Below are 17611 nucleotides of genomic sequence, written 5' to 3'. Positions count from 1 at the left end.
GCCCTCCTTCGTACTAGTGCATAATTGGCTTTGTGCTAGGAGATTATCGGATCGAAGGGCGCCGCGCATCGGATATCGCGGCCAGTGTCGAAGCGGGCGTGGGCTCGGGGGCGCTCCCGCCCGGATCGCTGTTGCCGCCGATGCGGGAGCTGGCGGGTGAGCTGGGGGTGAACCCGAACACCGTCGCGGCCGCGTACCGCACGCTGCGCGAGCGCGGGGTCATCGAGACCGACGGGCGGCGCGGCAGCCGCGTACGGGCCCGCCCCTCCAGCGCGCCCCGCGACGCCGCCCCTATGGCGGTGCCGCCGGGCGTACGGGACCTCGCCTCGGGCAACCCGGACCTGTCGCTGCTCCCCACCCTGGACGGGGCCCTGGCCGCCGCAGCCCGGCGGTACGCGCAGGAGCCGACCCTCTACGGGGACGACCCGCTGGTGCCGGAACTCGCGCGGCTCGCCCGCGCGGACCTCGACGCGGACGGGGTTCCCGCGGGGCCGGTGGCGGTGACCTCGGGCGCGCTGGACGGGATCGAGCGGGTCCTGGCCGCGCATCTGCGGCCGGGGGACGCGGTGGCGGTCGAGGACCCCGGGTGGGGGAGCATGCTCGACCTGGTCGCGGCGCTCGGGCTGCGGGTGCTGCCGGTGGCCCTGGACGACGACGGCCCCCGGGTCGACGCGGTGGCACGGGCGCTGGCGGGCGGGGCGCGGGCCCTGGTGGTCACCCCGCGGGCGCAGAACCCGACCGGGGCTGCGCTGAGCGCGGCGCGCGCGGAGGAGCTGCGGGCGCTGCTGGCGGGGTACCCGCAGGTGCTGGCGATCGACGACGACCACGGCCACGGGATCGCGGACCTGCCGCTCCATTCGCTGGGCGGGGTGACCCGGCACTGGGCGCTGACCCGGTCCGCGGCCAAGGCGTACGGGCCGGACCTGCGGCTGGCGGTGCTCACCGGGGACGCGGTGACGCTGGACCGGGTGCGCGGCCGGCAGCGGCTGGGCCCGGGCTGGGTGAGCCGGCTGCTCCAGTACGCGGTGGTGGACCTGTGGACCTCGGGGGCGGTGGACCGCGCGGCGGTGTCCCGCGCCTACGGCGAGCGGCGGAACGCGGTGATCGCGGCGCTGCGGGAGCGGGGGGTGCGGGCCCACGGGCCGAGCGGGCTGAACGTGTGGGTGCCGCTGGCCGGGGTCGGCGAGACGGCGGTGGTGGTGGGGCTGCTGGCCGCGGGGTGGGCGGTGGCGCCGGGCTCCCGGTACCGGGTGGAGTCGGGTCCGGGGATCCGCCTGACGGTCTCGACGCTCGTGCCGGCCGAGATCCCGGCCCTGGCCGACGCCGTCGCCGCCGCGGTACACCCGCCGGGCGGCGGCCGCTCGGTCTGACCCCCGCCGGGCTGAGTGATGATCGCCGGACGGTACCAGCAAGCGTCAGGCGGGCCGGCGGGGGCCGGGGCGGGTCTGGGTGAGGGCGGCGCCCGCCAGGATGACGGCGGCGCCCACCGGGGTGTTCCAGTGGAGCTGTTCGCCGAGTACCAGGACGCCCGCCGCGGTCGCCACGACAGGGATGAAGTACGTGACCATCTGTGCGGTGGTCGGGCCGACCTCCGTCACCAGGCCGTACTGCATCTGCAGGGCCATACCGGTCCCGAGGGCACCCAGGGCGATCACCGACAGGGTCGGCCAGAGCGGGAAGGACGCCGGGGCGCTGGTGAACAGGGAGCTGACCAGGGCGAGCTGGAGGGTGGACAGCAGCAGCTGGCCGCCCGTCATGGCGACCGGGGAGCCCGGGGTGCCGGCCAGGGTGCGGCGGACGTAGATCCAGCCGATGGGGTAGCAGAGCGAGGCCAGCAGGGCGAACGTGGTGCCCCTGGCGTCGACGCCCGCGAAGCCCTGCCAGGCGCCGAGGACCGTGAGCACGCCCAGGAAGCCCAGGCCGAGCCCCGCGAATCGGCGCCGGGTCGGGCGGTCCTCCGACAGCGCGACCAGCGACAGGGCCATGCCCCACAGCGGGGAGGTGGCGTTGCAGATGCCGGCCAGGCTCGACGGGATGCTCAGTTCCGAGTACGCGAACAGCGAGAACGGGGCCGTGTTGAGCAGGAGCGCCGCCACGGCGAGGTGACCCCAGGTGCGCAGCCCGCGGGGGAGCGGCTCGCGGCGTACCAGCAGCACCGCCAGGAGGGCGAGCGCCCCGAACAGGACCCGGCCCAGTGCCACCTGGAAGGGGGCGTAGGCCTCCGTGCCCACCTTGATCAGGAGGAAGCTGAATCCCCAGATGACCGACAGGATCGCGAAGCGGACCCGCCAGTCGAGCAGCCGGACCCGGCGGGCGGCGGTGGTGGCCGTGGCGGAGGCGTGGGCGGTGGCGGTGGCGGTGGCGGAGGGGAGGGCTGACCGCGGTGCTGTGGGTGCGCTCATGCCCCTTACTGTGCGCGCCTCAACTTCGTAGGACAAGCGAGACTTCGTGGGGGCGACGGCGTAGCATCGCTTACATGTTGAACCTGGAGCGCCTGCGCACCCTCGACGCCCTCGCCCGCCACGGCTCGGTCAGCGGCGCGGCCGACGGGCTCCATGTCACCACCTCCGCCGTCTCCCAGCAGATGGCCAAGCTGGAGCGCGAGATCGGCCAGCCGCTGCTGGCCAGGAACGGCCGCGGGGTCCGGCTCACCGACGCCGGGCGGCTGCTCGCCGACCACGCGGCGCGGATCATCTCCCAGGTGGAGCTCGCCCAGGCCGATGTCGAGGCCCAGCGGGGCTGCGCGGTCGGCGAGTTGCGGATCGGCGCCTTCCCGACCGCCATGCGCGGTCTGCTGCCCCAGGCACTGTCCGCCCTGCGCGCGGACCATCCGGAGCTGCGGGTCCGGGTGCGCGAACAGGAGCCGGAGGAGAGCATGGCCGCGGTCGTGCGCGGGGACCTCGACCTGGCCCTCGCCATCGACTGGCACAACAAGCGCATGCCGGTGCCCGCCGAGCTGACCCGGGCCCACCTGCTCGACGACTCGGTCGACATCGCCGTCCCGGTGGGGCACCGGCTCGCCGGCCGGGACAAGATCTCCCTGGCCGAATTCGCCGAGGACGACTGGATCTCCTGGAACGAGGGCCAGTTCTGCCACGAGTGGCTCGTCTTCACCCTGCGCGGTACCGGGATCGAGCCGCGCATCGCGCACATCGCCGAGGAACACCACACCCAGCTCGCCTTCGTCGAGGCCGGACTCGGCGTGTGCGTCGCGCCCAGGCTGGGCCGCGGTCCGGTGCCGCCGGGGGTCCGGCTGCTGCCGGTCTGCGACTCCGTCCGCCGCCACGTCTACGCGGTCTGGCGTGCGGACGCCGACCGGCGGCCCTCCATCCGGGCCGCGGTGGAGGCCCTGGGAGAGGTGGCCGCCGGGATCCGGTAGCAGCGCCGGAGGCCTACAGTTTGCGGAAGTCCCAGGAGACGACCGACTCCGGGGTGAGCCGTATCCAGGCGTGCCGGCCGTCGTGCGGCATCTCGTCGAGGCCGAAGTTCTTGGCCGGAAAGATCCGCTCGGCCTCCGCCAGTTCCGGGCAGGGTTCGCCGGTGCGCGGGGCCTCGCCCACGAAGACGGCGGTGCCGGACAGCTCCACCCCCCGCAGTTCGTCGTACGCCTCTCCCGCGTCCACGACCACCGAGATCCGCGGGTCCTTGCGCAGGTCGGACCAGCGCCGGCTGCGCGTGATCGAGTACAGCCACAGCGACGTGCCGTCCCAGGCGAACCACAGGGCGCCCACGTGCGGGCGGCCGTCCGGGGAGACGGTGGCCACCCGGCAGGTGCGCTGCTCGCGCAGGAAGGCGTCCACCTCCGCGTCGCTCATCATGATGCGGCGCCCCCGCCGCTGTGCCGTTGCCGCGCGTGCCTCGTCCATCCGTCCCGCACCCCTTCACATCTGACTACGTGTCAGGAATCATGCGGGCTGTCGGGCCGTCACGCCAGGGGGAGCCATGCAGGAACTCGATCCCGCCACCACCGCGCTGCTCACCGTCGAATGCCAGAACGGGGTGGTCGGTGAGGAGAGCGCGCTGCCCGAACTCGCCAAGGCGGCCAGGGACTCCGGGATGCTGGAGCGGGTGGCCGCACTGGCCGACGCCGCGCGCGCGGCCGGCGCGCAGGTGCTGCACGCCGTGGCGGAGCGGCGGCCGGACGGGCGCGGGGCGAACACCAACGCCCGCCTGTTCCGGGCGGCCGGGAAGCTGCCCGTCCGTCAGCTGACGGGGAGCGCGGCCGTGGACGTCGCGGCCCCCATCACCGTGGCCGATCAGGACCTGGTGGTCCGACGGCTCCACGGACTCTCCCCGATGGCCGGAACCGACCTCGACGCACTGCTGCGCAACCTCGGCGTCCGCACCCTCGTCGTCACCGGGGTCTCCTCCAACATCGCCATTCCCAACACCGTCTTCGACGCCGTGAACCTCGGCTACCGGGTGGTCGTCCCGTCCGACGCGATCGCCGGGGTGCCCGCCTGCTGCACGGAGGAGGTGATCCGCAACTCCCTGGCGCTCGTGGCGGTCATCACCACGACCGAAGCCCTCCTCGCCCAGTGGGCCGAGCCGACCTCGTAGGCGTCGGCCCCGGGCTCAGGCGCCGGGCTCGGCTGAGGCGATGGCCGCGAGGGCGGACGCCGGATCCCGCTCGACCTCGAGGTCGCCCAGCGTGACCACGCCGACGAGCTCACCGTCCTCGGTCTGTACGGGCAGACGCCTCAGGGCGTGCCGTCGCATGAGGCGGAGCGCCTCGCCGACGTCCTCGCCGGGAAGGACGGTGACCGGGTCGGCGCTGCAGATGGCGTGCACCGTCGTGTCGGCGGGGTCGCGGTTCTCGGCCACCGCGCGTATCACGAGGTCCCGGTCGGTCACGATGCCGCACAGCCGGCCCTCGTCGACGACCAGCACGTCGCCGATGTCCGCGTCCCGCATCACCCGGGCCGCCTCCGCCAGCGAGGTCAGCTTCTCGACGGTCACCGGCTTCCGGGTCATCACCTCGTGGACTCGTCGGGTCATGGTTCCTCCCACTGCGGGCAGCGTCCGGCCCGGGTCAGGCGCGCGAGGCCGGGGAGGGCCGGGCGTCGGCGAACTCCCTCACGAAGGCCGCGCAGAAGGCGTCCAGGTCTCCCGGCTTGCGGCTGGTGACCAGCGTCGCGGGGGCCGCGTGGCAGACCTGGACCTCTTCGTCCACCCAGGTGCCGCCCGCGTTGCGGATGTCGGTCGCCAGGCTCGGCCACGAGGTCAGCGTCCGGCCCCGTACGACATCGGCTTCCACGAGGGTCCAGGGCGCGTGGCAGATCGCCGCGACCGGCTTGCCCGCCTCGAAGAAGCTGCGCGTGAATCCGACCGCCCGTTCGTTCATCCGCAGGGCGTCGGGGTTGGCGACTCCACCGGGCAGCACGAGCGCATCGAAGGCGTCCGAGGTGTCACCGGCCAGCACGTGGTCGACGGGATGGGTGCCGCCCTTGTCGAAGTGGCGGAACGCCTGCACCCGGCCGGGCTCCGTCGAGACCAGCTGGGCGACCCAGCCCTTGTCCTCGACCGCCTTCCAGGGTGCCGTCAGTTCGATCTCCTCCACGCCCTCGGGCGCGGTCAGGAACGCGATGCGCACGTCGCTCACTTCCTCCACCGGATCGGTTTCGCGGACACTCCGTGGCCTACCCGGGCTGGGCGCCGGCATGCGGGCGGGTGCGTCCGCGGCAGGCCCCGTGTGATCACTCCAGCACGGTGGCGGCCACGGAGAGGTCCGCCACCAGCCCCGAGAAGGCGGCCTCCCGGTCGTCCGCCCGAAGGACCGCCGAGGGATGGACCGTCGCCAGCAACTGCCCCGCGGCCCGGCCCTCGGGCCCGCCGTCGTCCAAGGCGGGCATCGGCAGCAGGACGCCGCGCCGCTCGCCCACCCGGAACGAGGACCCGAGCAGCGCCCGTCCCGCGGTACCGCCCAGCAGCACCAGCAGCTCGGGGTCGACGAGCCGGAGTTCCTCCACCAGCCAGGGCCGGCAGGCGGTCATCTCCCGCAGGCTCGGGGCCTTGTGGATGCGGCGCTTGCCGCGCGGGGCGGGAGTGAACTTGAAGTGCTTGACCACATTGGTCAGGTACACGTCCTCGCCCCCGAGTCCGGCCTCGTCGAGCGCCCTGCGCAGCAGCTGCCCCGCCGGGCCGACGAACGGTTCCCCCCGCACGTCCTCCTGGTCCCCGGGCTGCTCCCCGACCAGCATCAGCCGCGCGCGGGCGGGGCCCGCGCCGAAGACCGTCTGCGTCGCGTCCCGGAACAGCGGGCACCCCCGGCACCCGGCCGCCGCCCGCCGCAGACCGGCCAGGCCTCCCCGTGACGGCAGATAGGGCCGGGCGTCGTACCCCTGCCCGTCGGCCGCGGCGGTGCCCGGGTCCGCCTTCGTCACCATCGCCCCACCACCTCCGTACGCGGACCGGCTGCCAGGACGGCAGGCGCCTTCCCCGCGATCCCCGCCCGAAACGGCCCGCCGGGCCCACGCCCGGTCCGCCCCCGCAATTGCGGTGGGGCGTGACGATCACGCCGCCTACCCTGGGGTGATGCTTACCGAAGTGACAGCGACCCGCTACGTCACGCCACTGCGTGAGGGCGGCTCGCTCCCGGGAATCGTCGAGGCCGACGACCTCGGTACCTACGTCATGAAGTTCACCGGCGCCGGCCAGGGCCGCAAGACCCTGGTGGCCGAGGTCATCTGCGGGCGGCTCGCCCAGCGGCTGGGCCTGCGGGTGCCGCGGCTGGTGCAGATGCAGCTCGACCCCGTCATCGGGCTCGGCGAGCCCGACCAGGAGGTCCAGGAACTGCTCAAGGCCAGCGGCGGCCTCAACCTCGGCATGGACTACCTGCCCGGATCGATCGGCTTCGACCCGCTCGCGTACCAGGTCGACCCGGTCGAGGCGGGGCGCGTGGTCTGGTTCGACGCCCTGATCAACAACGTAGACCGGTCCTGGCGCAACCCCAACATGCTGGTGTGGCACGGAGACCTGTGGCTCATCGACCACGGCGCCACCATGATCTGGCAGCACAACTGGCCCACCGCCGCGGCCGCGGCCGCCAAGCCGTACAACGCCTCCGACCACGTCCTCGCCCCCGTGGGCCCGGACATCACCGGCGCCGCCGCCGTCCTCGCTCCGCTGGTCACCGAGGAGCTGCTCACCGAGGTCGCGGCCGACGTCCCCGACGAATGGCTCGTCGACGAGCCCGGCTTCGGCTCCACGGACGACCTGCGCCGCGCCTATGTGGAGGCGTTGCTGCCGCGTGCGGCCACGATCCACGAGAGGATCTCGATGGAGGCGGAGGTCAGGCAGCGGTCCGGTCCGCCCGGCTGGCTCGCCGAGCGCCTCCCTCCCCAGTCGGACAAGAACAAGCAGAAGAGCGGCGACGAGTGACCAAGAGGGACGTGTTCGAGTACGCGCTGGTGCGTGTGGTGCCCCGGATGGAACGGGGTGAGTGTTTCAACGCCGGCGTGATCGTCTACTGCCGGGCGCACGGATTCGTCGCCGCGCGCACCCACCTCGACGAGGCGAAGCTGCTCGCGCTGGACCCCGGAGCCGATGTGGCCGGGGTGCGGGCAGCGCTGCGCGGGGTGGAGGGGGTGTGCGCGGGCGGCACCGCGGCGGGGCAGGCCGCCGGTGACGACGCCGGGCGGCGGTTCCGGTGGCTGATCGCGCCGCGGAGCACCGTCGTGCAGCCGGGGCCCGTGCACACCGGCCTGACGGCCGATCCCGCGGCCGAGGTGGAGCGGCTGCTGGACCTGCTGGTCCGCTGACCTGGGCCCCGTCGGCTGTTCGGGTGCGGCGCCGCTGGGGGGGCTCGGCCCCCGGACCCCCGCGCCCCGAACGCCGGCGGGGGCTGGACGCGCCCCCGGCGGGCTGCCGTTGACACCGGGTGCCAGGGATCCTAGCGTCTCCTCAGCTGAAGCTACTAAGCGGTTGCTCACCTCTGGGCGGCCGTCTCTCAAGGGCGAGGAGATCCAGTATGTCCACCACCGAGCAGCGCGTCGCGATCGTGACCGGGGCGGCCCGGGGCATCGGCGCCGCCACCGCCGTGCGCCTGGCCGCCGAGGGCCGGGCGGTCGCCGTACTCGACCTCGACGAGGCCGCCTGCAAGGACACCGTCGAGGCCATCACGGCGGCCGGCGGCAAGGCCCTCGCCGTCGGCTGCGACGTCTCGGACGGCGCGCAGGTGGAGGCGGCCGTCGAGCGCGTCGCGAGCACGCTCGGCGCTCCGACCGTCCTGGTCAACAACGCGGGTGTGCTGCGCGACAACCTGCTGTTCAAGATGGCCGAGTCCGACTGGGACACGGTCATGAACGTGCACCTGCGCGGTGCGTTCCTGATGGCGAAGGCCTGTCAGAAGTACATGGTCGACGCCAAGTTCGGCCGCATCGTCAACCTCTCCAGCAGCTCGGCCCTCGGCAACCGCGGCCAGGCCAACTACTCGGCGGCCAAGGCGGGTCTGCAGGGCTTCACCAAGACCCTGGCCATCGAGCTCGGCAAGTTCGGCGTCACCGCCAACGCCGTCGCCCCCGGTTTCATCGCCACCGAGATGACCGCGCAGACCGCTGCCCGCGTCGGCATGGGCTTCGAGGACTTCAAGGCCGCGGCCGCCACCCAGATCCCCGTCCAGCGCGTCGGCACCCCCGACGACATCGCCAACGCCATCGCCTTCTTCACCGGCGAGGCGGCCGGCTTCGTGTCCGGCCAGGTCCTGTACGTGGCCGGCGGCCCGCTCAACTGACCGGTCCACGAGAGGCAGGGGTGAACGACATGACGAACGAGGCAACGGACAGCGGCAAGGTCGCGCTGATCACCGGCGCGAGCCGGGGCATCGGCTACGGCGTCGCCGAGGCGCTGGTCGCCCGCGGGGACCGGCTGTGCATCACCGGGCGCAACGAGGACGCCCTCAAGGAGGCCGTCGAGCGGCTCGGCGCCGACCGGGTCATCGGGGTCGCGGGCAAGGCGCACGACGAGGAGCACCAGGCCCTCGCCGTCGAACGCACGATGGAGGCGTTCGGCCGGGTCGACTTCCTGATCAACAACGCCGGCACCAACCCGGTCTTCGGTCCGATCGCGGACCTGGACCTCGGGGTCGCGCGCAAGGTCTTCGAGACCAACGTGATCTCGGCGCTCGGCTTCGCCCAGCGGACCTGGCACGCCTGGCAGAAGGACAACGGCGGGGCGATCGTGAACATCGCCTCCATCGCGGGCGTCTCCGCCTCGCCCTTCATCGGGGCGTACGGGATGAGCAAGGCGGCGATGATCAACCTGACCCTCCAGCTCGCCCACGAGATGGCCCCCGGGGTCCGGGTCAACGCGATCGCGCCCGCGGTGGTCAGGACCAAGTTCGCGCAGGCGCTCTACGAGGGCCGCGAGCAGGAGGCCGCGGCCGCCTATCCGCTGGGCCGGCTCGGGGTTCCGGAGGACATCGGAGGGGCCGCGGCCTTTCTCACATCTGCACAAGCGGAATGGATCACAGGACAAACTCTGGTCGTAGACGGGGGAATGTTCCTGAATGCCGGAGTGCACTGATCGATAATCGGACACATTCCCCTCCTGAAGGGAGGTGAATGTGCCACGAATATGCACGGAACCGGTCATGTGCCCCACGAAACCTGTCCATTGGAATCGTGGGGCACTGCGGTAGGGTCTGCCGCACCCCTGGCTGATCGAGGAGCGTGCACGTGTTCATCCGGACCAGATGTCTGCAGATCACTGCGGCCCTTGCGTCCATATCCCTGCTCGCCGGATGCGGCCTGCTCTCGGACGACAAGGGCGACGACGCCAAGCGCATCGTCGTCGGCACTACGAGCGCCCCGAGCACGCTCGACCCGGCCGCGGCGTGGGACGGCTCCTGGGAGCTCTACCGGAACGTCTACCAGACCCTGGTGGCCTTCCCGACGGGCTCCACCAAGCCCCAGCCGGACGCGGCCCAGAGCTGCGAGTTCACGGACGCGGCGAACCAGGCGTACCGGTGCACCCTGCGCAAGGGCCTGAAGTTCTCCGACGGAGAGCCGCTCGACGCCAAGGCCGTCAAGCACTCCCTGGACCGGATCAGGACCATCGGCTCCAAGGTCGGTCCCAAGGACCTCTTCGGCACGCTCGACAAGATCGAGACCCCGGACCCGCTGACGGTCGTGTTCCACCTGAACACCTCGGACGCCACGTTCCCGTTCGTCCTCGGCTCGCCCGCCGCCTCGCTGGTCGCGCCCAAGGAGTACCCCGCGGACAAGGTCCGCGACGACGGCAAGATCGTCGGCTCGGGCCCGTACGTGCTGGAGTCGTACAAGGAGGCCGGTGAGGCCGTCCTCAACCGCAACGAGAGCTACAACGGCTTCGCCAACCCCAAGAACAACGGCGTGACCATCCGCTACTTCGCGGACTCCCCGAAGATGATCTCCGCCCTGAAGGGCAAGGAGATCGACGCGATCTACCGAGGCCTGTCGGCCCCCGAGATCCTGGACCTCCAGAGCCCCGCCTCGCACGGCCAGGGCGTCCAGGTCGTCGAGAACGTCGGCTCCGAGATCCGCTACCTGGTCTTCAACCCCAAGGACCCGGCGGTCGCCAAGCTCCCGGTCCGCCAGGCCATCGCCCAGGTGATCGACCGCGGCGCGCTCGTCTCGAAGGTCTACCAAGGCACCGCCGAGCCGCTGTACTCGATGGTCCCCAAGGGCGTCGTGGGCCACAAGACGCCCTTCTACGACAAGTACGGCCCGGCGGACGTGCCCAAGGCCAAGAAGATCCTCCGGGACGCCGGCATCACCCAGCCCGTCGAGCTGACCTTCTGGTACACCACCGACCGCTACGGCGCCTCCACCGCGGACGAGTTCACCGAGCTCAAGCGCCAGCTGGACGAGAGCCAGCTCTTCAAGATCACCCTGCGCAGCGCGCCCTGGAAGACCTTCCAGGAGGGCTACAAGGGCCAGGAGTACCCGGTCTTCGGCCGTGGCTGGTTCCCCGACTTCCCGGACCCGGACAACTTCATCGCGCCGTTCGTCGGCAAGGAGAACGCGGTCGGCACCCCGTACGAGCCCGCCGAGATCCTGACCGACCTGCTGCCCAAGTCCCGCCGCGAGGGGGACCGCTCGGCCGGCGTCCAGCAGTTCGAGAAGGCACAGCAGGTCTTCGCCGAGGACGTCCGGCTGCTGCCCCTGTGGCAGGGCAAGCTGTACGTCGCCGCCCGGGAGGACATCGCGGGCGCCGAGCGGGCCCTGGACCCGCAGACCGTCATGCAGATGTGGGAGTTCTACCGCAAGACCAGCTGGTAGCAGGGCCGCACGCGTCGGCCGCCGGGAGGCGGCCGACGCGTTGTCAGTGGCTCCCGGTAGGTTCTTGATCAGTCGCAAGAACTTTGTACCGGAGGTTGTGCCGTGACCCAGATGCTGCCCGAGTCCTGGCTGCCCGTCCTCGGCGGGGAGCTGGACAAGCCCTACTTCAAAGAGCTCACCGAGTTCGTCGAGAAGGAGCGGGCGAACGGGCCGGTCTACCCGCCCCGCGAGCAGGTGCTCGCGGCCCTGGAGGCCACTCCCTTCGACCAGGTGAAGGTGCTGGTCCTCGGCCAGGACCCGTACCACGGCGCAGGCCAGGGCCACGGCCTGTGCTTCTCCGTGCAGCCCGGCGTGAAGACCCCGCCCTCGCTGCGCAACATCTACAAGGAGATGAAGGAGGAGCTCGGCCTCCCCGTCCCCGACAACGGGTACCTGATGCCGTGGGCCGCGCAGGGCGTCCTGCTGCTCAACGCGGTGCTCACGGTCCGCGAGGCCGAGCCCAATTCGCACAAGGGCAAGGGCTGGGAGAAGTTCACCGACGCGGTGATCCGCGCGGTGTCCGACCGCCCGGACCCGGCCGTCTTCGTGCTGTGGGGCGCCTACGCCCAGAAGAAGATCCCGCTCATCGACGAGGAGCGCCACGTGATCGTCAAGGGCGCCCACCCGTCCCCGCTGTCGGCGAAGAAGTTCTTCGGCTCCCGCCCCTTCACGCAGATCAACGAGGCCGTCGCCGCCCAGGGCCATGAGCCGATCGACTGGCGGATCCCGGACCTCGGCTGACGCCACACCGCGCCTCGGCGCCATTGCCGGTGCCTCCGGCTAGCTTCTTGATGATCAGACCGGAGCAGGTCTGGCGGAGCGAGCCGGAGGCCGCGGTGACGGAGCAGCAGGAGGCGTCGGAGGACGCCGTCATGACCCGGATCGGCCAGGCGGTCATCCTGCTGCACGCCGGGGACCGCGAGGAGGCGCGCAACCGGCTCGCCGACATCTGGACCGAGCTCGGGGTCGAGGGCGACTCACTTCACCGGTGCACCCTCGCGCACTACATGGCCGACGCCCAGGACGATCCCTCGGACCAGCTGGCCTGGGACCTCAGGGCGCTGTCCGCAGCCGAGGCGCTGGGGGACGGGCCGCTGATGCCCCGGGGGTTCTACCCCTCCCTACACCTGAGCCTCGCCGACGACTACGTGAAGCTGGGGCGGCCCGAGGCGGCCAGGGCGCACCTGGCCCGGGCCCGTGCGGCGGCCGCCGCTCTGCCAGACGACGGCTACGGCAACGGCGTACGGGGCGCCATCCTCCGGCTGGAGCGGCGCCTGGCCGCGGAGCCGGGAGCCGGGCGCCGGCCGTTCCCCGAGCAGTCCCCGTAGAGCAGCGCCCCGGGGAGGTCCGCCGCGGGGCCGGTCCGCGGAACGGCCCCCCACGGCCCTCAGCCGCCGTGGACGCCCGCGCAGATACGGGCCTCCGGGCTGTCCGGACGCCAGTGACCGTGCCGGCGGCCCAGCGCGCACACGTCGGCCGGGCGCACCGGCAGTTCCCGCATCAGCTCCCGCTCCGCCTTCGCGTCGGGCCGTGCGGCCCCCGTGTTCCCGCCCTCCCCGTGGGCCCGGGCCGCCTCGGCGGGCCTGCGGGGCTCGGGGATGTCCGGGACCGGCGGCGGAGCCTGCGCGCTCCGCTGCGGGGCGGCCGGGGCCGTGGCGGGCGCGGAGGCCGCAGGCGGCGCGGCGGGCCGGGGGGCCGCCCCGAGCGCCTCCAGCGCGGGTGCCTGGACGACCACCGGGGAGGCTCCGGGCCCGCCGCGCGGCTCGTGGTGCGGCGCCGGTCCCGCCGAGGGGCCGACGGCCGGCGTCACCGGCGCGGGGTTCACCTTCACACAGCCGGAGACGGCCGAGACGGCACAGGCGACTCCGAGCAGCAGCGTTGTCGTGGTTCGGGTTGGATGCACTCGCGCAACTCTGCTCCGACGGGCACCGCGTTGGGAAACCCGGAGGCCATATTCACTCCGCACGGGTGACGGGGCGCGGGCCAACCGAACCCCGTCCGCCGGCCGGCGGCCACCCGCCCGGCCCCGTGTCCTCCCCGGCCCGCCGCCCTCGGGCCCGGTCCGCCGGGCAGGCCCTAAGCTGCAGGCATCCCACGAGGAACACACCAGGAGGCGCCCGGTGAAGGTCGGCTGCATCGGACTCGGCGACATCGCGCAGAAGGCGTACCTGCCCGTGCTCACCACCCGGCCGGGAGTCGAGCTGCACCTGCAGACGCGCACCCGGGCCACCTTGGAGCGGGTCGGCGAGATCCACCACGTCCCGGCGGCACACCGGCACACCGACCTCGACGCGCTGCTCGCCGAGGGCCTCGACGCGGCGTTCGTGCACGCGCCGACCAGCGCGCACCCCGAGATCGTCGAGCGCCTCCTGGAGGCGGGCGTGCCGACCTACGTGGACAAGCCGCTCGCCTACGAACTCGCGGATTCGGCGAGGCTCGTGGAACTGGCCGAGGAGCGCGGGGTGTCACTCGCCGTCGGATTCAACCGCCGTCACGCACCCGGGTACGCACAGTGCGCCGAGCACGCCCGCGATCTGATCGTCATGCAGAAGAACCGCGTCGGGCTGCCCGAGGACCCGCGCACGATGGTGCTGGACGACTTCATCCACGTCGTCGACACCCTGCGCTTCCTGCTGCCCGGCGAGGCCGACCGGATCGACGTCCGGGCCGTGGTGCGCGAGGGGCTGATGAGCCAGGTGGTGCTCCAGATGTCCGGCGCCGGTTTCACCGCGCTCGGGATCATGAACCGGCTCTCCGGTTCCGCCGAGGAGATCCTGGAGGTGTCCGGGCAGGACACCAAGCGCCAGGTCCTCAACCTCGCGGAGGTCATCGACCACAAGGGCCAGCCGACCGTCCGGCGCCGCGGGGACTGGGTGTCCGTCGCCCGCCAGCGCGGCATCGAACAGGTCGTGGACCACTTCCTGGAGGCCGTGGCCGCCGGCAGGACGCTCAGCGCGCGCGATGCGCTGCTCACCCACGAGCTGTGCGAGCGGGTCGTGGAGTCGGCGCTGGAGCAGGCCTCCTGAGCGCCTGCGCGGCCTGCGCCGCGCCGTACACGGCGAGTGCGGCGACGGCCGTGTAGACCGCCCAGTCCCCGAAGCGGGCGTACAGGGTCGTGCCCGTCGCCAGCGGGACCTCGTACAGGCGCGCCGTACTCGCCGAAGTGGGCAGGGCCGAGCCGATCCGCTCGCCCGAGGGGCCGTGCACCACGCTGGTGCCGGTGAGGGTGGCGTGCACCATCGGGCGGCCGTCCTCCGCGGCCCGCAGCGCGGTGAGCGAGGCGTGCTGCGCCGGGGCCCAGCTGTTCTGGAAGGTGGAGGTCGACGACTGGGCGACGAGCAGGGACGCCCCGTCCAGGGTGAGGCGCCGGCTCATGTCGGGGAAGGCGGATTCGAAGCAGACCAGCGGTCCGACGCGGACACCCCCGGGAAGGTCCATGACCACCGGCGACCGGCCGCGCATCCGGTCCTCACCGGCCGCCCTGCCCACGGAGGTGGCCCAGCCGAGCAGGGAGCGGGCGGGCACGTACTCCCCGAAGGGGACCAGCCGCATCTTGTCGTACCGGGCGCCCGTCGGACCCTCGGGGCCCACGAGCACCGAGGACTTGTAGATGCCGGGCCGGTCCGGCCCGCGCGCGTCGACGTTGACCAGCAGCGGAGCCCCGACCTGCGCCGACAGGGCGGCGAGCCGCCGGGCCAGGTCGGGCCGGGCCGCCAGGTCCGCGCCGACGCTGCTCTCGCCCCACACCACCAGGTCGGGCCGCTGCCCCTCCAGCGTCCGCGTGAGCCGCTCCCCGGCCGCGAACCGCCGTTCGGAGCTGTCGGGCCCGTCCGGGATCAGACCGGGCTGTACGACGGCCACGCGCAGCCGTCCCGACACCGCGGGCCGCTCGGCCCACAGCCACACCGCCCCGGTCAGCACCGCGCACCCCGCCACCCCGGCCACCGCCGGGATCCGCGCCCCCGGTACCGCGACCAGCAGCACCAGCGCGCAGTTCACCGCCACCACCAGCAGGCTCACCAGCCACACCCCGCCCACCGAGGCCAGCCGCAGCGCGGGCGGCACCTGCCACTGGCTCGCCCCCAGAAGCCCCCACGGCCCGCCCAGCCCCTGCCAGGACCGGGCCAGCTCCGACAGCAGCCACCCCGCCGGCACGAGGACCAGTCCGGCGGCCGCGCGCCCCGCCGTGGGCTGCCCGCCGAGCAGGTCCCGCACCAGGAGTGCCCACGGGATCCACAGCACGCCCAGCAGCGCCGCGATCAGTACCAGGAAGACGTGCAGGCTGGGCAGCAGCCAGTGGTGCACGGCCACGATGAACCCGGCGCCGCCGACCCAGCCCTCCAGCGCCGCTCGCCGACCGGAGGGGGCCGACCTCAGCAACAGCATCCAGGGCACGAGGGCGACGTACGCGAACCACCAGAGCGCGGGGGCGGGGAACGCGAGGGCGGGCAGCGCACCGGCGCCGGCCGCGCCCGCGACGCGCCACCCCGAGGGCCACCGCGGCAACGACCGGGAGAGCGACCGGGGGGACCACCCGCTCCGTATCGAGATCATGGGGCGCCTCCGCTTCCAGTGTGGAGTCAGGCGGAAACGTGCCGCCACTTCTCGTGCACGGTCACCCGGGTCAGCCGCCAGCCGTCGTAGGTGCGGGCGAGCGCGAAGGTGTAGCGCCCGGCGGCGACGAAATTCGGCGCGGTGACCGTCCCGTCGAACTCGTCCCCGGCGAGCCTCATCGGATTGAGGAAATCGGCACGGACCTCGGCGCTGTCGCCGGGCGCGCCGCCCGCGTCCTCCAGCCGGATCAGCCGGTTCACGATGAGGTGCTGGCGCACGGGGAAGAGCTTCATCGTCTCCGCGAGCCAGTCGGCCACCTCCCCGGCGGGCCCCTCCACCCCGCCCGCCGAGCTGTAGTCCGCCCGCCCGGCCGGGGCGAACAGGGCCCGGTACCCCTCCCAGTCGCCGTCGTCCACGGCCACCGCGTACCCCGAGACCACCTCGTCGATCGCCAGCCGGTCCATCACCGTCGCGAGGTCCACACGCTGCGTCATCGGGACAGTGTGGGGGCGACGGGCGGCAACGCCAAGGGGCGTGCGCCGACGGGATCTCCCGCCCGGGCCGTCAGTGACCTGAATGCGCCTCCCGCTGGCGGACCACGACGAGGAACGCATCACTGTCCAGATCCATCACCACCTCGGCCGGCACCCCCTCCCGCAGGCGCTGCGCCGCGTACTCCTCCGCGGGCCAGCTCCCCCGCGGACTTCCGGCCGGAAACCGCTCCAGCACCACTCGACCCATGGGACACCCCCTGTTGTTCGCCTTCTACCCTCTCCGGGCACAACGACGCGCGGGCCGCCCGGGAACGTTCCCGAGCGGCTCGCGGTTCACGCGAAGCGGTGAGGCGGGGCGCGCAGCGCCACCCCTGCCGGTACGACTATCCGGCGGACTCGCCGGCGTGCGGGCTCAGCACACCGGCCCACACGAGGACGAACAGGGCGATGCCGAGCAGGACCCGGTAGACGACGAACGGCATGAAGCTCTTGTTCGAGATGAACTTCATGAACCAGGCGATGACCGCGTAGCCGACGAAGAAGGCGATGACCGTCGCGAAGATCGTCGGACCCCACGTGATGTGGCCCGGGCTCTCGATCACGTCCTTGATCTCGAACAGGCCCGATGCCAGGACGGCCGGGATGGCGAGGAGGAAGGAGTAGCGGGCCGCCGCCTCGCGGGTGAAGCCCAGGAACAGACCGCCGGAGAGGGTGGCGCCCGAGCGGGAGACGCCCGGGATCAGGGCCATCGCCTGGCAGAGACCGAAGATCAGGCCGTCCTTGACGCCCAGCTCCCGCAGCGTCTTGCGCTCGCGGATGGCGCGGTGCCGGCCGCCCTCCTCGTCACGCGCGGCCAGGCGGTCCGCGACGCCGAGGACGATGCCCATCACGATCAGGGTGGTGGCCGTCAGACGCAGATCGCGGAACGGCCCCTCGATCTGGTCCTTGAAGGCGAGGCCGAGGACACCGATCGGGATCGAGCCGACGATCACCAGCCAGCCCATCTTGGCGTCCTGCTCGGAGCGCAGCGACTTGGTCCAGAGCGAGCGGAACCAGGTGGAGACGATCCGCGCGATGTCCTTGCGGAAGTAGATCAGCACGGCGGCCTCGGTGCCGATCTGCGTGATGGCGGTGAAAGCCGCCCCTGGGTCCTGCCAGCCGGCGAACGCCGCGGTCAGCCGCAGGTGGGCGCTGGAGGAGATCGGGAGAAACTCCGTAAGCCCCTGGACGAGACCGAGGATTAGGGATTCGAACCAGCTCATGTCG

The 17611-nt window shown here is 72.7% G+C and carries 21 protein-coding genes; 11 read left to right on the top strand and 10 right to left on the bottom strand.

Annotated elements, in window-relative coordinates:
• Nucleotides 1–32: 32 nt before the first annotated feature.
• Entirely contained in the window at nucleotides 33–1370 is a 1338-nt protein-coding gene (locus tag ACZ6Y1_RS22650; protein ID WP_469632553.1) for an aminotransferase class I/II-fold pyridoxal phosphate-dependent enzyme, read from the top strand.
• A gap of 45 nt (nucleotides 1371–1415) precedes the next feature.
• On the opposite strand, the gene ACZ6Y1_RS22645 is transcribed toward ACZ6Y1_RS22650, so the two are convergent.
• Nucleotides 1416–2402 (bottom strand): DMT family transporter, encoded by a 987-nt coding sequence (locus tag ACZ6Y1_RS22645; protein WP_469632550.1) that lies wholly within the window; start codon nucleotides 2400–2402, stop codon nucleotides 1416–1418.
• A gap of 74 nt (nucleotides 2403–2476) precedes the next feature.
• Between ACZ6Y1_RS22645 and ACZ6Y1_RS22640 the strand changes: the two genes are divergently transcribed.
• Nucleotides 2477–3379, top strand: coding sequence for a LysR substrate-binding domain-containing protein (locus ACZ6Y1_RS22640; RefSeq protein ID WP_469632546.1), 903 nt, complete (start codon nucleotides 2477–2479; stop codon nucleotides 3377–3379).
• 13 nt (nucleotides 3380–3392) lie between these two features.
• On the opposite strand, the gene ACZ6Y1_RS22635 is transcribed toward ACZ6Y1_RS22640, so the two are convergent.
• Entirely contained in the window at nucleotides 3393–3866 is a 474-nt protein-coding gene (locus ACZ6Y1_RS22635) for a pyridoxamine 5'-phosphate oxidase family protein (RefSeq protein ID WP_469632543.1), read from the bottom strand.
• A 76-nt stretch (nucleotides 3867–3942) separates the two neighbouring features.
• Here ACZ6Y1_RS22635 and ACZ6Y1_RS22630 point away from each other — a divergent pair, with 76 nt between their 5' ends.
• A complete protein-coding gene (locus tag ACZ6Y1_RS22630) occupies nucleotides 3943–4560 on the top strand; it encodes a cysteine hydrolase family protein (protein ID WP_469632540.1) in 618 nt (205 codons plus the stop codon).
• Between the two features lie 15 nt (nucleotides 4561–4575).
• Here the strand turns inward: ACZ6Y1_RS22630 and ACZ6Y1_RS22625 are convergent, their stop codons facing one another.
• The 3 genes from ACZ6Y1_RS22625 to ACZ6Y1_RS22615 form a co-directional block, all read right to left on the bottom strand.
• Nucleotides 4576–4998 (bottom strand): CBS domain-containing protein, encoded by a 423-nt coding sequence (locus tag ACZ6Y1_RS22625; RefSeq protein ID WP_469632537.1) that lies wholly within the window; start codon nucleotides 4996–4998, stop codon nucleotides 4576–4578.
• Nucleotides 4999–5032: 34 nt separating this feature from the next.
• Entirely contained in the window at nucleotides 5033–5593 is a 561-nt protein-coding gene (locus tag ACZ6Y1_RS22620; protein WP_469632632.1) for a type 1 glutamine amidotransferase domain-containing protein, read from the bottom strand.
• Nucleotides 5594–5696: 103 nt separating this feature from the next.
• The gene (locus tag ACZ6Y1_RS22615; RefSeq protein ID WP_469632535.1) at nucleotides 5697–6386 is read right to left on the bottom strand and encodes a UdgX family uracil-DNA binding protein; all 690 of its coding nucleotides are present in this window, start codon (nucleotides 6384–6386) and stop codon (nucleotides 5697–5699) included.
• Nucleotides 6387–6534: 148 nt separating this feature from the next.
• On the opposite strand from ACZ6Y1_RS22615, the gene ACZ6Y1_RS22610 reads away from it, so the two are divergent.
• From ACZ6Y1_RS22610 to ACZ6Y1_RS22580, 7 genes are all read left to right on the top strand, one after another.
• Nucleotides 6535–7380, top strand: a complete 846-nt coding sequence (locus ACZ6Y1_RS22610; RefSeq protein ID WP_469632532.1) for a HipA family kinase — start codon at nucleotides 6535–6537, stop codon at nucleotides 7378–7380.
• Nucleotides 7377–7760: a DUF3037 domain-containing protein gene (locus ACZ6Y1_RS22605; protein WP_469632529.1), complete on the top strand. Its 384-nt coding sequence runs from the start codon at nucleotides 7377–7379 to the stop codon at nucleotides 7758–7760. Before ACZ6Y1_RS22610 ends, ACZ6Y1_RS22605 begins: the two co-directional genes overlap by 4 nt.
• Nucleotides 7761–7969: 209 nt before the next feature.
• Nucleotides 7970–8731, top strand: coding sequence for a 3-oxoacyl-ACP reductase FabG (gene fabG / locus ACZ6Y1_RS22600; RefSeq protein ID WP_469632527.1), 762 nt, complete (start codon nucleotides 7970–7972; stop codon nucleotides 8729–8731).
• Between the two features lie 29 nt (nucleotides 8732–8760).
• On the top strand, nucleotides 8761–9522 hold the full coding sequence (locus ACZ6Y1_RS22595) for an SDR family oxidoreductase (RefSeq protein WP_469632524.1): 762 nt from the start codon (nucleotides 8761–8763) through the stop codon (nucleotides 9520–9522).
• Between the two features lie 152 nt (nucleotides 9523–9674).
• A complete protein-coding gene (locus tag ACZ6Y1_RS22590; protein ID WP_469632521.1) occupies nucleotides 9675–11258 on the top strand; it encodes an ABC transporter substrate-binding protein in 1584 nt (527 codons plus the stop codon).
• Nucleotides 11259–11369: 111 nt separating this feature from the next.
• Entirely contained in the window at nucleotides 11370–12038 is a 669-nt protein-coding gene (locus tag ACZ6Y1_RS22585) for a uracil-DNA glycosylase (RefSeq protein WP_469632630.1), read from the top strand.
• 95 nt (nucleotides 12039–12133) lie between these two features.
• A complete protein-coding gene (locus tag ACZ6Y1_RS22580) occupies nucleotides 12134–12625 on the top strand; it encodes a hypothetical protein (RefSeq protein WP_469632627.1) in 492 nt (163 codons plus the stop codon).
• A 59-nt stretch (nucleotides 12626–12684) separates the two neighbouring features.
• Here ACZ6Y1_RS22580 and ACZ6Y1_RS22575 read toward each other — a convergent pair whose 3' ends face one another.
• Complete coding sequence (locus ACZ6Y1_RS22575; protein WP_469632518.1) at nucleotides 12685–13200, bottom strand: hypothetical protein; 516 nt, start codon at nucleotides 13198–13200, stop codon at nucleotides 12685–12687.
• Nucleotides 13201–13417: 217 nt separating this feature from the next.
• On the opposite strand from ACZ6Y1_RS22575, the gene ACZ6Y1_RS22570 reads away from it, so the two are divergent.
• Nucleotides 13418–14323, top strand: a complete 906-nt coding sequence (locus tag ACZ6Y1_RS22570) for a Gfo/Idh/MocA family protein (protein WP_469632515.1) — start codon at nucleotides 13418–13420, stop codon at nucleotides 14321–14323.
• Here ACZ6Y1_RS22570 and lnt read toward each other — a convergent pair.
• From lnt to ACZ6Y1_RS22550, 4 genes are all read right to left on the bottom strand, one after another.
• Nucleotides 14268–15851, bottom strand: a complete 1584-nt coding sequence (lnt, locus tag ACZ6Y1_RS22565; RefSeq protein ID WP_469632512.1) for an apolipoprotein N-acyltransferase — start codon at nucleotides 15849–15851, stop codon at nucleotides 14268–14270. The two genes, ACZ6Y1_RS22570 and lnt, sit on opposite strands and share 56 nt — an antisense overlap.
• Nucleotides 15852–15877: 26 nt before the next feature.
• Entirely contained in the window at nucleotides 15878–16345 is a 468-nt protein-coding gene (locus ACZ6Y1_RS22560; protein WP_469632509.1) for a nuclear transport factor 2 family protein, read from the bottom strand.
• Between the two features lie 70 nt (nucleotides 16346–16415).
• Nucleotides 16416–16592: a hypothetical protein gene (locus ACZ6Y1_RS22555; protein WP_329388158.1), complete on the bottom strand. Its 177-nt coding sequence runs from the start codon at nucleotides 16590–16592 to the stop codon at nucleotides 16416–16418.
• Nucleotides 16593–16728: 136 nt separating this feature from the next.
• Nucleotides 16729–17607 (bottom strand): undecaprenyl-diphosphate phosphatase, encoded by an 879-nt coding sequence (locus tag ACZ6Y1_RS22550; RefSeq protein ID WP_469632505.1) that lies wholly within the window; start codon nucleotides 17605–17607, stop codon nucleotides 16729–16731.
• Nucleotides 17608–17611: the final 4 nt, after the last annotated feature.

The sequence above is a fragment of the Streptomyces sp. NPDC053432 genome, assembly GCF_055585365.1.
The sequence above is the reverse complement of the archived record's forward strand: the minus strand, read 5'-3'. Positions and strand labels throughout refer to the sequence as shown.